The sequence below is a fragment of the Paraburkholderia sp. J69-1 genome, assembly GCF_905220255.1.
In the GTDB taxonomy this organism is placed as follows: Bacteria; Pseudomonadota; Gammaproteobacteria; order Burkholderiales; family Burkholderiaceae; genus Paraburkholderia.
The window spans coordinates 1-13,547 of sequence record NZ_CAJMZG010000041.1 but is presented as its reverse complement, the minus strand read 5'-3'; the positions used below and the strand labels follow the sequence as shown (position 1 = coordinate 13,547).

Below are 13,547 nucleotides of genomic sequence, written 5' to 3'. Positions count from 1 at the left end.
AGCGCCACAGCCTGTAATCGGCTGGAAGCGGCGAAGCTGGCAAATACCGTTTTGCGCTTTTGGGTATGGCCCGAAGCGCAGATCCAGGCACGGAGCGTCGGCCAGTTCGCGCTCTACAATCAAGGAAAAATGTAATGGCAAATTCCGCACAAGCACGTAAGCGTGCACGTCAAGCCACCAAGGCTAACTCGCACAACTCGGCACTGCGCTCGAAGTTCCGCACGGCTATCAAGGCTGTCCGCAAGGCAATCGACGCAGGCGACAAGGCTGCTGCAGCTGAAATCCTGAAGGCATCGGGCAAGACGCTCGACATCATCGCCGACAAGAAAATCGTTCACAAGAACAAGGCTGCTCGTCATAAGAGCCGTCTGGCTGCTGCTGTCAAGGCAATGGCCTAAGCGATTCAGGCTGCTCGCTACGGCGGGCACACACTGACGCTGCATCGAAAAAACCCGCTTCGGCGGGTTTTTTTGTTTCTGGCCGATGGAAACTACGCAGTTCGTCCAGACGTAAAAAAACCCGCGTGGGCGGGTCGTTTTCGTACTGCCGGGCGCGCGCCGTGTCTAACGCCCGCCGCTTTGCTGCGTGGCGTGATCGTGCGGCAGCTCGCAAGCCTCGGTCACGACAAGATCGTTGTCCTTGGCGAAGTTCAGCACGAAGTTGAAGGCCATCGGCTCGATGTCCTTCAGACGCGAATCGAGCACCACCACCTTGAGGTCGCCGATCATCGTCGGGCGTACGTAGAGGGAATAACGCAGATAGGCGTTCGGGCCGCGCGCGTTGGCCGACGCCTTGGGCCCGAAGCTCGACATCACACCCGCCAGACGCTCCGACCAGTCGCTCGGACGAAACTTCTTCCCTTTGCTGGTGATGCCTTGAATGAAGTATTCGGTTGGAGCGTCTTCGGCCATGTAGAAGTACCTGTGTGACTGCGCGGCTCGGCTTGTGGCCCGGCTTTTCGCGTGGCGTTTGGGTCTGCATTTGAGTCTGCGGCTGGGCGCGCGATTGAGTCTGCAATCGCAACGTGCCGCCACCCAACAAACAAGGGCACGATCGCACCGCCCGCGCACCCCAACCGGTAACGAGCCGCCTCTCGCACTATCGAAACACAGCGTATGCCACCGCCGGAAATCGCGTGCGCGGCGCCCTGCCGGCCAGCGCACAGGCCGCTTTGGCAGGCCTCGCGTATTGCGGGAAAGCGCCTGCATCGTGCCTGAAAAATCTATCGGATTATAGCGCAGCGGGCCTTTTGACGCACCGCACACAAGACAGTTGACGGCATCGGCGGGCTCTGTCTGAAGGCTTGTCTGTATCGACCGGATTTGCCCTTTGACGATGGCGCGCCGTCCATCGTCCCGGCGCGCCCGGCCTTTTAGCCAACTCGTCAAATTCCGCAAAATCCTTTATGCTGCTTTGACTTGTGCGACACGCGCTCGTGTCCGGACCGACCCTCATCCGTAATAGAGGAAGCCCCAACCGTGAGGCGGGCGTCAAATACCCACGATTTAAACTGATCTTCGGAACACCCGTTGCGTCAGTTGGAACAGTGCTTTCCACCCTGTGAAAGGGTGGAAGCACCGGTGCGACATTGTTGGACAGTCACGTCAACGGTTTCTGCATCGCAACTACCTGATTACCGTCAGGTACCGCGCACTCGGCGGCAGTACTCCCGCCGATAAGGCGGATAGTAATGGTTGTGCGTCCCGGGTCTCACGACCCTTGGATCGTGCTTCGGCAACGAGCGAACGCTCGGTGTGTCATTGTTCAACCCCACCGCTAACCCGGTGCGGTAGTGAACCTGCTGTGCGACCAGCAGTAGCCTAGGGAAACGTGCGTCACCGGTAACGGTGAGGTCCGAAGCTTTCCTAACAACGTAGCCTTCGGAATTTTCGGACGGGCAGGCGCTGTGAAGCATCTGTCCGGAAACTCCTAGCAGCAAGGGGGTCGAGGAGCTAGGCTGGCTGACAAGGTCAACATACGTGAACTGCCAATAAACCTCGTAAGCAGCACGATGCCAAAGCTGCTGATAGGCATCAACCAAAACGGTATGTGGTCGGTTAATCCGCTGGGTCATCGGATTACGTCGTCGTCAGACCACCGGGGAATAGGCAGGACCTAAATCAGTCGTGTGACATGCCGGGAACGTGGTAAGCCCGACCTTCGCCAGCAAAAGATCGCTGGCAGGAGAACCGCAAGGGGATCTGATGGAGGCGCGGGTATGGGAACGGGGAAAAAGCGAATGCCGTCCTGTAATGGGTCGGATAGGGGTTGGAACATCACCCTACCGTGAAAGCGGGCAGACTTCCCTATGGTCTACCGTCGCAAGATGGGCTGATAGACCCTTGAAAACTGGTGCGGTACGGACTTGTCTGTATCGCTATGAAACATTCCCCGCGGGGGCGTTATTCGCTCCCCGCGGGGGAGAGATGCGCCTCTTGTCCGGGGATTTTCTTTTCCGGAAGGAGAGCAGCATGGAAGAGTTCATCCAAAAGGATGAATCTGCGCCCTCCCACGGGCCTGACAACTGGCACGCCATCGACTGGCGCAGAGTTGAACGGAACGTGAAGGGTATGCAGATTCGTATTGCGAAGGCGACGCGGAAAGGCGACTGGCGTCGGGTGAAAGCCCTGCAACGGATGCTGACCCGCACGTTGTCCGCAAAGCTGTATGCGGTCCGACGTGTTACGCAAAACACTGGCGCGCGAACGGCGGGAGTCGATCGCGAACTATGGGAAACGCCTGAAAGCCGACTGGCAGCAGTCGGTAAGTTGAAGCGGCGAGGATACAGCCCCCTGCCATTACGGAGGGTTTATATCCCGAAGGCCAATGGAAAGAAACGCCCTTTGGGCATTCCAACCATGCGGGACCGGGCGATGCAAGCCCTGTATCTGCTGGCCCTCGAGCCGGTGGCAGAGTCGACAAGCGACCTGAATTCCTATGGATTCAGGAGGAATCGCTCGACGGCCGACGCCATGTCCCAACTGTTTATTTCCTTATCCAAGAAGGTTTCGTCCAAATGGGTAATGGAGGCGGACATCAAGGGATGCTTTGACCACATCAGTCATGACTGGTTGATTGCCAATGTCCCGATGGATAAAGGCATTCTTCGGAAATGGTTGAAGTCCGGTCTGCTTCATCGAGGCCGGTACGAGGCAACGGAAGCCGGTACGCCGCAAGGGGGATCATCTCTCCGACGCTGGCGAACATGGCACTGAACGGCCTGGAGCGTGAACTGACGCAGCACCTCGGTGCGCTGTGGGGGATCGCCAAGGCAAAGAAGCTGAAGATCAATGTTGTACGGTACGCGGATGATTTCGTAATAACCGGCGACTCGAATGAGGTGCTGGAAACCGAGATCAGGCCTTGGGTGGAAGAATTCCTTGCGGTGCGGGGATTACAACTATCCGAGGAGAAAACGCGGATCACCCACATTGACGAGGGCTTCGATTTCCTTGGGTGGAACTTCCGGAAGTATTCGGGAACACTGCTCATCAAGCCGGCGAAGAAGAACGTGAAGACGTTCTATCGCAAGGTGGCGGAAACGATCAGTAGTAACAAGGCCGGGAAGCAGGAGGATTTAATTCATCTGCTAAACCCGATGTTAAGGGGCTGGGCGCAGTACCACCGGCCCGTCGTTGCCAAGCAGGCGTACACACGCATGGAGTTCCTGGTGTTCTGGAGACTCTGGCGGTGGGCAAAACGGCGGCATCCCAATAAGAACGCGGACTGGGTGAAAAAGAAGTACTTTCACACGGTTGGTGAACGAAATTGGGTGTTTGCCGCTCCCATGGAGCAAGAGGACGGTAGTAAGGGATTGCTTGAGCTATACCAGATAAGCGGTACGGCGATTGAGCGACACACGAAGATCAAGGGAGAGTACAACCCCTTTGATCCGACGATGGAGCAGTACGGCGAGGAACTGCGTCAGAAGCGCATGGAGCGATCCAAGGGCTATCTGAAGGAATGGTTCACACTGTACTCATCGCAGGAAGGGTTGTGTGCACACTGCGAAAATGCCTTGACGGACGAAACGGGATGGCACGATCATCATCTTGTGTACCGGATGTATGGCGGGTCAGATGCGCTCTCCAACCGGGTATTGCTTCACCCTGACTGCCACCGGCAGGTGCATGCCAGAAGTATTAACGTAGCAAAGCCGGTTCGACCCTTGCTGGGTCGGACTTTGAAATAGGTTGTATGTGTAGGCTTGAGCCGTATGCGGCGAAAGTCGCACGTACGGTTCTTAGGGGGCCCTTTCTCCGGAAGGAGAGAGGGCTACCCTCCACCACCAACCGCAGCGGCGTCGCCGGCCTTCTCCTGCAGTTCGAAGCCGGATCGGGCGCCGTTTTCGCTTCATGACCTCCCGGACCATTCGCCATTACCTGCAGTTCTCGGATTTCTCTCTTGATGAATATGACTATGTGCTGGAGCGCGCGCGCATCCTGAAGCGCAAGTTCAAGAACTACGAGACCTACCATCCGCTGCACGACCGCACGCTCGCGATGATCTTCGAGAAGAACTCGACGCGCACGCGCCTTTCGTTCGAAGCAGGCATCTTCCAGCTGGGCGGCCACGCCGTGTTCATGAACACGCGCGATACGCAGCTCGGCCGCGGCGAGCCGATCGAAGATTCCGCGCAGGTGATCTCGCGCATGGTCGACATCATCATGATCCGCACGTTCGGCCAGGACATCATCCGCCGCTTCGCGGAAAGCTCGCGCGTGCCGGTCATCAACGGTCTGACGAACGAGTACCACCCCTGCCAGGTGCTGGCCGACATCTTCACGTTCTACGAGCATCGCGGCCCCATCCGCGGCAAGACCGTCGCGTGGGTCGGTGACGCGAACAACATGCTCTACACGTGGATCGAAGCCGCTGAGATCCTCGACTTCAAGCTGCGCATTTCCACGCCGCCGGGCTATCCGATCGATCCGGCGCTGGTCGCCGAAAGCAGCAAGCCGTTCATCGCCGTGTTCGAGGACCCGAACGAAGCCTGCGCGGGCGCCGATCTCGTGACCACGGACGTGTGGACGAGCATGGGCTTCGAAGCGGAAAACGAAGCGCGCAAGAAGGCGTTCGCCGACTGGTGCGTGGACGCGGAAATGATGGCGCGCGCCAACGCCGACGCACTCTTCATGCACTGCCTGCCCGCTCACCGCGGCGAGGAAGTGAGCGCCGATGTCATCGACGGTCCGCAAAGCGTGGTCTGGGACGAAGCGGAAAACCGCCTGCACGTCCAGAAGGCGCTGATGGAATTCCTGCTGCTGGGCAAGCTCAATCATTGAGCCATTAACGCGCGCAGCACGTCAAAAAGCCGGGATCGTTTCCCGGCTTTTTGCTTTTCAGCGGTGCTTCAAACCGTTTCGCCCAGCCGCCGCGCCAGCGACTTCAGCAGCGGCGCAACGCGCTCGCGAAACACCTCTTCTCCCATCGACGAAGCCGGTCCGCTGCAACTGAGCACCAGCCAGCGCCGCTCGCGCGGCTCGCGAAACGGCACGGCCACGGCGTTGACGTCCTCGTGCCAGTCGCGAAACGAAAAGCACGCGCCCTCTTTCGCGAAGTTTTCGATCTCGCGCTTCGCGGCGGCGACCTGTGCGGGACCGTCCACGCCCGCCGCTTTCTCCAGCTCCGCGAACAGCGCCGTGCGGACATCGAGCGGCTGCACGGCCAGATACGCGCGCCCCATCGAGCTAGTAAGCATCGACAGCCGCGAGCCGGACGCAAGACCCAGCGTGAGCGCCGTTTCGCTGCGAATCGTCTCGAGATAAATCACGTCGAGCCCGTCGCGCCCGCCCAGCGACACCGCCGCGCCCACCTCGCGCGCGAATGCACGCAGATGCGGACGCGCCAGCTCCAGCGTGTCCGTGCCCGAGAGCAGCGCAAAACCCAGCGACAGCACCCCGGCATCGAGCGCGTACTTGCCCAGCGATTCGTCGAAACGCAGATAGCCGAGCATGGTCAGCGTGTACGCAAGCCGGTTCACGGTCGCCTTGGGCAAACCCGTGCGCTCGACGAAATCGCGATTGCCGAGCAGCGTCTCGCCAGGCCGGAACGCCCGCAGCAATTCCAGCCCGCGCGCGAGGGCGACGACGAATTTGCGCTCGTCGATCGGCCCGGCAGCCAGCGTCGACGCGAACGAGGAAGAGGGATTCATTTCTGGTGCGGACATAAGCGGGCTAGTGATACACTGAAGTCAGTTTGCAAAACATTGTTCCGCTTAGCGGAACTCAAGTCAAGCGCAAATTACCCTATGCCGTTGCCCGATCGGGTGAAGAGACTCAGGAGAGACACCATGGCCGCACACGCCCAGTTCCATTGGGAAGACCCGCTGTTGCTCGACCAGCAGCTCACCGAAGACGAGCGCATGGTGCGCGACGCCGCCGCCGCTTACGCGCAGGACAAGCTTGCGCCACGCGTGGTCGAAGCGTTCCGCCATGAAAAGACCGACGCTTCGATCTTCCGCGAGATGGGCGAAGTTGGCCTGCTCGGCCCGACGATTCCCGAACAGTACGGCGGCCCGGGCCTCAACTACGTCGCTTACGGCCTGATCGCACGCGAAGTCGAGCGGGTGGATTCGGGCTATCGCTCGATGATGTCGGTGCAGTCGTCGCTGGTCATGGTGCCGATCTTCGAATTCGGCTCGGACGCGCAAAAGGAAAAATATCTGCCGAAGCTCGCCAGCGGCGAATGGATCGGCTGCTTCGGCCTGACCGAGCCGAACCACGGCTCCGATCCGGGAAGCATGGTCACGCGCGCGAAGAAGGTGAACGGCGGCTACTCGCTTTCGGGCGCGAAGATGTGGATCACGAATTCGCCGATCGCCGACGTGTTCGTCGTCTGGGCCAAGCTCGAAGAAGACGGCAAGGACGACATCCGCGGCTTCATCCTGGAAAAAGGCTGGAAGGGTCTATCGGCACCGGCGATTCACGGCAAGGTCGGCCTGCGCGCCTCGATCACCGGCGAAATCGTGCTCGACGAAGTGTTCGTGCCCGAAGAAAACCTCATGCCGGGCGTGAAGGGCCTGCGCGGCCCGTTCACCTGCCTGAACTCGGCGCGCTACGGCATCGCGTGGGGCGCGCTGGGCGCGGCGGAATCGTGCTGGCACACGGCGCGTCAGTACGTGCTCGATCGCAAGCAGTTCGGCCGCCCGCTCGCCGCGAATCAGTTGATCCAGAAAAAGCTCGCCGATATGCAGACGGAAATCACGCTCGGCCTGCAAGGCTGCCTGCGTCTGGGCCGCATGAAAGACGAAGGCACGGCCGCGGTCGAAATCACGTCGATCATGAAGCGCAATTCGTGCGGCAAGTCGCTCGATATCGCCCGTCTCGCGCGCGACATGCTGGGCGGCAACGGTATCTCGGACGAATTCGGCGTGGCGCGCCACCTCGTGAACCTCGAAGTGGTGAACACGTACGAAGGCACGCACGACATCCACGCGCTGATCCTCGGCCGCGCGCAGACGGGCATTCAGGCGTTTTTCTAAGCGCCCGCTTCGGCGTCCTCGCCCGCTCGCGTCCGGTTCACACGCAAAAAAGCGCCGCACGATTGAACGTGCGGCGCTTTTTGTTTTGCGGCCTTTACGGCATGGCGGCCTTGCGGCTCGCGCAGCAAACGCGGTGAGCGCTTACTTGTTCGGCTGCGGCGTCAGGCGCAGGTACGGGCGCAGCGCCTTATAACCCTTCGGGAATTTCTGCTTGATCACGTCCTCGTCCTTCAGCGACGGCACGATCACGACGTCGTCGCCCTGCTTCCAGTTACCCGGCGTCGCGACCTGATAGTTATCGGTCAGTTGCAGCGAGTCGATCACACGCAGGATTTCGTCGAAATTGCGGCCCGTGCTCGCCGGGTAGGTGATGATCAGGCGCACCTTCTTGTTCGGATCGATCACGAACAGCGAGCGCACGGTCAGCGTTTCGTTCGCATTCGGATGGATCATGTCGTACAGCGTCGACACCGTACGATCGCCGTCCGCGAGGATCGGGAAACCGACGCTCGCCGCCTGGGTCTCGTTGATGTCCTTGATCCACTCGTTATGCGACTCGGCGCTGTCCACCGACAACGCGATCGTCTTCACATTGCGCTTTTCGAACTCGTCCTTGAGCTTCGCGGTCAGGCCCAGCTCGGTCGTGCAAACCGGCGTGAAGTCGGCCGGATGCGAGAACAGCACGCCCCAGCTATTGCCGAGCCACTCGTGAAACTTGATGCGGCCAACGCTCGAATCCTGCTCGAAGTCGGGTGCGATATCGCCAAGACGTAGACTCATGGTGCGGTTCCTTTAACGAGATGGGCGAAGCGAGGCGCACCGCCCGGTTGATCCGGCATGACGCGCGCTGGGCGATAGCGGCCCGCTGCGCCGGTGGACATTCACGATATTGAAGCATACAGGGCACGGTCATGCCCCGCGAACGAACATCGGGTCACACCGGTATGAGTTTTTGTAATTTTGAATCGCTGACCGGAAACTTTACGTGTCAGATCAACTCCATGTCAGTCCCCGACGTTTTTTCGTACAGCGTCGTCGGAACCGTAGCGAGCACTCGCTATCCGTACTGGAAGCGAGAAAAACGCCCGCGATGGCAGCAATCAGGAACGAATCGTGCGTCGATTTTTCGACGAACGAGCAACGACAGCGGCGCGCCACGCTTGCCAGCGCTCGTTTCTTTGTTACGATTCACGCGTAATGTGACACGTTGGGAGCCAGTCAATGTCAGAGGTCAATAAGGAGAGGCTGATGTCGGATATCAAAACCGTCCTCGCGGATGCAGAGGACCTGCTCAAGCAAGCGGCGAGCGCCACCGGCGAACGTGCTTCGGAGCTGCGTGAAACGGCCCTCTCGCGCCTGAAGCAGGCGAAGGAAAAGGCGGCGGACGTTCAGGTCGTCGTCGTCGAGAAGGGCAAGAAGGCCGCACGTGCGACCGACGACTACGTACACGAACATCCGTGGACATCGATCGGCATCGCTGCCGGTGTCGGCGTGCTCGTGGGCTTGCTGATCAACCGCAAGTAAATCGGCTGAAGCTTGTCGCGAGACGGTCGCCGTACCGCTCGCGAACCGGTGACGTCGCACACCGACGCACACCGCTTCGGCCCAGCGCTGAGCTGACAGGCCGGTGCGCTGCACCGGCCTGTCTTTTCTGGGCGCTTTCCGCGCAGCTTTTTTCGCGCGCCCGCCAACGTGGATACGTTGGCGCAACCCTCACTCGCCATGACGACAGACACCCGCTCGCAGAACGAACATGGGCCGTTGCGCCGTCTACTCGGCTCCGCGTTCTCGATCATCCAGACGCGTCTCGAGCTGATCGGCATCGAACTGGCCGAAGAAAAGGAACGCCTGCTGGGCGTGCTGTTCCTCGGACTCGCGGCGATGATGCTGGCGACCATGGCGCTGATCGCGCTGACCGCGCTCGTCGCGATCGCTTTCTGGGACACCTGGCGCTGGCAATCGCTTGCCGGCATCACGCTCGTGTATGCCCTGGCCGCCCTCGTCTGCGCACTGAAGGCGCGTCAGGGACTGCGTAACGCGCCAATGGTTTTCCAGGCGACGCTCGAAGAATTCGAGAAGGATCGCGAAATCCTTCGCAAACCCTAGCATCGACGCCATGAGCCAATCTCGACCGGATCAAGCCTTCCGCCCCGCGCGGCCGCGTAGCCGCGATCTTTCGACGCCGCAGATGCGCGCCCTGCGCAAGGAACTGCTGCTGGTGCGCGCAAGCGTCGAACGCGCCGAAATGGCCGCTTCGATCATCGAACTGCGCGAGTCCGTCACGCATTTCAGCTGGCTGCGTTTTCTCGTGCCGGGCTTCGGCCGCGCGGCCGCGAGCGCCTCAAACCTCGGCCTGGGCAACATGGGCACGGGCTTCGGCAATCTGCTCAAGCAATATCCGCTCTTGAGCTCGCTCGTGTCGTTCGTGGTGGCCAAGCCGCTGCGCGACAGCATCGCTTCGGCGGCCAAACCGGTCGTCAAGTGGGGCGGTCTTGCCTTCACCGCGTATGAAGCGTGGCGCGTGTGGCAACAGATGCGCCGCCAACGCACGGGCACCGCGGGCACCGATACCCGCGCCCGTCGCGCCGCATCCGACGAAGACGACCTCACGGGTTGAGACTCGCAGCGCGCGAGCTTCGCTAGCGCTCGCGCCAGCAGTCGCGCGTGGCGGGTGCGCTCTCTCCCGTGACTTCGTTGCTGTGCGCGCCGTTCGCTTCGAGCACGAACGCGCCGCACGGATCGCCGCGCATCGGCCCGCTTGCGGTGGGCGTTGCGACGATTGCATAGCCGCCATTCGCATCATCCCCTGCCCTCAGCTTGAGCCGATACACCGCGTTACCCGACGGCGGCGCCTGATCGAATCCAGCAGGCAGCGACGCCGACGCTCCGCTTTGCGCATCGACATACTGCGCAGCGCGATACAGCGCCGCGACCGCATCGATACGATGCCCGCGCGCCATCTGACCACGCCAGCCCGGCAGTGCAAAGGCCGCGACGATAGCGGCCGCCGCGAGCGCAATCATCATCTCCAGCAGCGTGAAAGCACGGATCTTGAGCCGCATCGTTGCTCCGTCCATCAAAACGGCCGCGCGACGATGCGCCGCCAATGACGCTCGACACGCGTGTCATCGAGCACGATCTGCATTTGCAGCCAGCTTTGCGCGTCCTGTGTCGCGCCGAAACCGCGTGCCGTGACCAGAAACGCTCGCGCGGAAGGCCGCGCTTCGATACGCCATGCCTCCACAAGACACTGCGGCGGACGCAGCGAACCGGGCCACGTCGATAAAGGCGTGGTCGCGAATGCTTCGAACGTATCCTGACGTCGCCACTGCTGCGGCTCGCCCGTTTGCGCTGCCGATAGCGGCGCCGTTAGCGCACCATCGATCAACGCACGCGAGCAGAGCGTCAGGGCGCCATCGGCGGCATGGAACGACTGCAATTGATCGAGCACGGCGGCCGCGTTACGCGCCTCGAAAAGCGACGACTCGAACGATGCCGCCGACGTGACCAGCATCATCGAAACGATCAGCAGCACGACTGGCAAGGCGATTCCGCGCTCATGCCTCGTACCGCACCTCGTAGCGCGCCTCATGACTGCGCTCCAGGCGCGTTGCGCAACACCACATGACGCCAGAACGCCTGACGCGCGCGGCCGTCGCTTGCTATAAGCGATGCGCCATCGCAATCGACGTATCGCACGCGCCGCGATAGAGCCGCGCCCCGCACGAGCACGCACAGATCGACGGCCACCACCGCGTCCCAGCGCTCGCGCGACAACGCGGCTGCGTCCAACGCTTGCGTCGCGCCTGCCGTCCAGTAGCGCAAGCGAAGGCGTTCGACGCCTTCCACCAGCGGCTGCGCAGTGCCGATCTTGCCGGTGCCTTCGCAATACAGTTCCGGCTCGCCGGTCGATGAACTCGCCTTCGCGTGGAAGCGATTGAGCACTTCCTCCGCCGATGCACCAATCGCCTGGCCGAGGCAATCGGTGGCTTGTCCGTTCGCCGCGAGCCACGTCGATTCGCCGTCGGCGCGATAACGCACTGCGATGCCGTCCGAGCGATTCGATAGCGCCTCGCACGTGAGGCTCGCGCCTGTGCCCGTCGGTCGCCCAGCGGCGCAGCCAAAGAGCGGCGGCCCGGTAAGCGCCGCTATGTCGTCTGCGGAGGTGAAGCCGGCCATCTGGATCTGCTCGCCGATCAGCGTCAATGCGTTGACACCCGCCTCGTGAATCCGCGCGGCGTCGATCGCATACGCCAATGCCTGGCGCTGCGAACGATACGCGGTGATGGCGCCTGCAATCACGATCAGGCCGAGCGCGACCGCGATCGTGAATTCGAGCAAGGTATGACCTGCGTCGGCGCGCTTTCTCATGGCGAGATCGCGAGCGCAACACACGCCCGCGCTGCTTCGGTCATGGCCGCATTCGCGCATTCATCGCCCGGCGCAGACTCGTCGCGTGGCGCCGACCACGAAAGCGTGATCTGCGAGCCAGATTCGCTCAGCAGACCATCGGGCACGATCGCGGCGGCACGCGTACGCCATTGATCGCGCGCGGCCGGGCCGATTTCGAGCGAAGCTTCCGCCATCGCATCGACGGCAAACGCCGCACGTGCGCGCGTTGCGCTGGCCAACGCGTGACGCGCGATGCCAAGTTGCGCGCTCAGCAAACCCAGTCCGCACATCGCCATCAGCGCCATTGCCAGCACGACTTCCAGCAGCGCAGACCCAGCCGCGACTCGCGAATATCGGCTCATGACCCGCTCCCGCACGCACCATCGCTGATACGCGCGCGGCCACCCGCCGCGACGCGTATGCAGCGCCGCCAGGCAGCGCTACGCGTCGATGCCGACGTCACGCGCGGCGCGATCTCGAAGTTGCGCAAACTGCCGATTGTCTGCCCTGCCGGCGGCGTAAAAGTGAGCGCGGTCAGCGCAGACGCCACCGCGATTTCATCGATCGCCGGCTGCATACGCAGCAACAGCGACGCGCCTGCATGGTCGGCCATCACCGCCCAGCCGCACGACCAGTCGGCGAGCCCTGATGGACAACGCTTGCCCGCCGCCAGACACTGGCGAGCCGCATCGACACGACACACCGAAACCCGCACCTTGCGCCGGATCGCTTCGCTGCGCGCGTAAGAAAGCGTGCCGAGCAGCGCATTCGCGCGCGCATCCATCTGATCGCGCACCCGCCACGCAACGAACGCAGGCGCACTCATGCTCGCGCAGATCGCGATCAGCACGATTACGGCCATCGTTTCCAGCAAGGTGAAGCCGGCGCATTTCATCTGCAATCCTTATCGATGAGGAATTGCAGTCAATCTATCGACGAAAACGAATCGGAACAATTAGCCGAACGGCTAGCTATCGCGCACACGATCCACTCGCGAGAATGCGAGGGTTACGGGCAACGGCTGGGAGAAAGGAAATGCGAAGAGAGGATGCGCGCTGGCGTTCAGCGCTTTTTGGGCGGCGTGGCCGCGCCGCTTGCACGGCGGAATTCCTCGATCACGTCTTCGAATTCGGAGACGTCCTCGAAACGGCGGTACACGGAAGCAAAGCGCACGAAGGCCACTTTGTCGAGTTCGCGCAGTTCGCCCATCACGAGCTCGCCCAGACGCTCGCTGCGCACTTCGCGCTCGCCGCTACCGAGCAGTTGATACTCGATGCGGGCAACCGCCGCGTCGATCGCGTCGGCAGCAACGGGCCGCTTGCGCAGCGCCAGTTGCATGCTCGCCATGATCTTGCGGCGGTCGAATTCGGTGCGGCTGCCATCCTTCTTGACGATCGCCGGCATCGCCAGCTCGACCCGCTCGTACGTCGTGAAACGCTTGTCGCAGGCCGGGCAGCGACGGCGGCGCCGGATCGCGGCGCCGTCCTCGGACACGCGCGAGTCCACCACTTGCGTGTCTTCATGCCGGCAGAAGGGGCAGCGCATGCTGGCTTATCGCAGGGCTTAGCGGTAAACCGGGAAACGCTTCGTCAGCTCCGAAACCTGCGCCTTCACGCGCTCGATCGTTGCTGCGTCTTCCGGGTTTTCCAGCACGTCGGCGATCAGGTTACCG

General features: G+C 61.8%; 15 protein-coding genes and 1 pseudogene. 7 read left to right on the top strand and 9 right to left on the bottom strand.

The window, feature by feature from the left end:
• Positions 1-134 precede the first annotated feature (134 nt).
• A complete protein-coding gene (gene rpsT, locus U5A67_RS39285) occupies positions 135-398 on the top strand; it encodes a 30S ribosomal protein S20 (protein ID WP_205987794.1) in 264 nt (87 codons plus the stop codon).
• 165 nt (positions 399-563) lie between these two features.
• Here the strand turns inward: rpsT and U5A67_RS39280 are convergent, their stop codons facing one another.
• On the bottom strand, positions 564-911 hold the full coding sequence (locus U5A67_RS39280) for a DUF3579 domain-containing protein (protein ID WP_205987795.1): 348 nt from the start codon (positions 909-911) through the stop codon (positions 564-566).
• A gap of 1,560 nt (positions 912-2,471) precedes the next feature.
• On the opposite strand from U5A67_RS39280, the pseudogene ltrA reads away from it, so the two are divergent.
• Together ltrA and argF are read left to right on the top strand one after the other, a co-directional pair.
• Positions 2,472-4,192: pseudogene (gene ltrA / locus U5A67_RS39275) on the top strand (group II intron reverse transcriptase/maturase).
• 163 nt (positions 4,193-4,355) lie between these two features.
• The gene (gene argF / locus U5A67_RS39270) at positions 4,356-5,285 is read left to right on the top strand and encodes an ornithine carbamoyltransferase (RefSeq protein ID WP_321818617.1); all 930 of its coding nucleotides are present in this window, start codon (positions 4,356-4,358) and stop codon (positions 5,283-5,285) included.
• A gap of 68 nt (positions 5,286-5,353) precedes the next feature.
• Here the strand turns inward: argF and U5A67_RS39265 are convergent, their stop codons facing one another.
• Positions 5,354-6,154, bottom strand: coding sequence for an IclR family transcriptional regulator (locus tag U5A67_RS39265; RefSeq protein WP_321818618.1), 801 nt, complete (start codon positions 6,152-6,154; stop codon positions 5,354-5,356).
• 138 nt (positions 6,155-6,292) lie between these two features.
• Between U5A67_RS39265 and U5A67_RS39260 the strand changes: the two genes are divergently transcribed.
• Positions 6,293-7,483 carry an acyl-CoA dehydrogenase gene (locus U5A67_RS39260; protein WP_321818619.1) on the top strand — a complete coding sequence of 397 codons (1,191 nt, stop codon included), beginning with the start codon at positions 6,293-6,295 and terminating at the stop codon, positions 7,481-7,483.
• Positions 7,484-7,624: 141 nt separating this feature from the next.
• Here the strand turns inward: U5A67_RS39260 and U5A67_RS39255 are convergent, their stop codons facing one another.
• Entirely contained in the window at positions 7,625-8,263 is a 639-nt protein-coding gene (locus U5A67_RS39255; RefSeq protein ID WP_205987799.1) for a peroxiredoxin, read from the bottom strand.
• Between the two features lie 441 nt (positions 8,264-8,704).
• On the opposite strand from U5A67_RS39255, the gene U5A67_RS39250 reads away from it, so the two are divergent.
• From U5A67_RS39250 to U5A67_RS39240, 3 genes are all read left to right on the top strand, one after another.
• The gene (locus U5A67_RS39250) at positions 8,705-9,007 is read left to right on the top strand and encodes a DUF883 family protein (protein WP_027817793.1); all 303 of its coding nucleotides are present in this window, start codon (positions 8,705-8,707) and stop codon (positions 9,005-9,007) included.
• 198 nt (positions 9,008-9,205) lie between these two features.
• Complete coding sequence (locus tag U5A67_RS39245) at positions 9,206-9,589, top strand: phage holin family protein (protein ID WP_205987800.1); 384 nt, start codon at positions 9,206-9,208, stop codon at positions 9,587-9,589.
• A gap of 10 nt (positions 9,590-9,599) precedes the next feature.
• Positions 9,600-10,100: a DUF3318 domain-containing protein gene (locus U5A67_RS39240; RefSeq protein ID WP_321818620.1), complete on the top strand. Its 501-nt coding sequence runs from the start codon at positions 9,600-9,602 to the stop codon at positions 10,098-10,100.
• A gap of 22 nt (positions 10,101-10,122) precedes the next feature.
• Here U5A67_RS39240 and U5A67_RS39235 read toward each other — a convergent pair whose 3' ends face one another.
• From U5A67_RS39235 to nrdR, 6 genes are all read right to left on the bottom strand, one after another.
• Entirely contained in the window at positions 10,123-10,545 is a 423-nt protein-coding gene (locus U5A67_RS39235) for a type IV pilin protein (RefSeq protein WP_321818621.1), read from the bottom strand.
• A gap of 14 nt (positions 10,546-10,559) precedes the next feature.
• Positions 10,560-11,018 carry a hypothetical protein gene (locus tag U5A67_RS39230; RefSeq protein WP_321818626.1) on the bottom strand — a complete coding sequence of 153 codons (459 nt, stop codon included), beginning with the start codon at positions 11,016-11,018 and terminating at the stop codon, positions 10,560-10,562.
• Positions 11,019-11,071: 53 nt separating this feature from the next.
• Positions 11,072-11,854, bottom strand: a complete 783-nt coding sequence (locus tag U5A67_RS39225; RefSeq protein WP_321818622.1) for a PilW family protein — start codon at positions 11,852-11,854, stop codon at positions 11,072-11,074.
• Positions 11,851-12,237, bottom strand: coding sequence for a hypothetical protein (locus U5A67_RS39220; protein WP_321818623.1), 387 nt, complete (start codon positions 12,235-12,237; stop codon positions 11,851-11,853). Before U5A67_RS39220 ends, U5A67_RS39225 begins: the two co-directional genes overlap by 4 nt.
• Positions 12,234-12,770 (bottom strand): GspH/FimT family pseudopilin, encoded by a 537-nt coding sequence (locus U5A67_RS39215; protein ID WP_321818624.1) that lies wholly within the window; start codon positions 12,768-12,770, stop codon positions 12,234-12,236. Before U5A67_RS39215 ends, U5A67_RS39220 begins: the two co-directional genes overlap by 4 nt.
• Before the next feature lie 167 nt (positions 12,771-12,937).
• Positions 12,938-13,420 (bottom strand): transcriptional regulator NrdR, encoded by a 483-nt coding sequence (nrdR, locus tag U5A67_RS39210; protein WP_028220157.1) that lies wholly within the window; start codon positions 13,418-13,420, stop codon positions 12,938-12,940.
• Between the last annotated feature and the right edge of the window lie 127 nt (positions 13,421-13,547).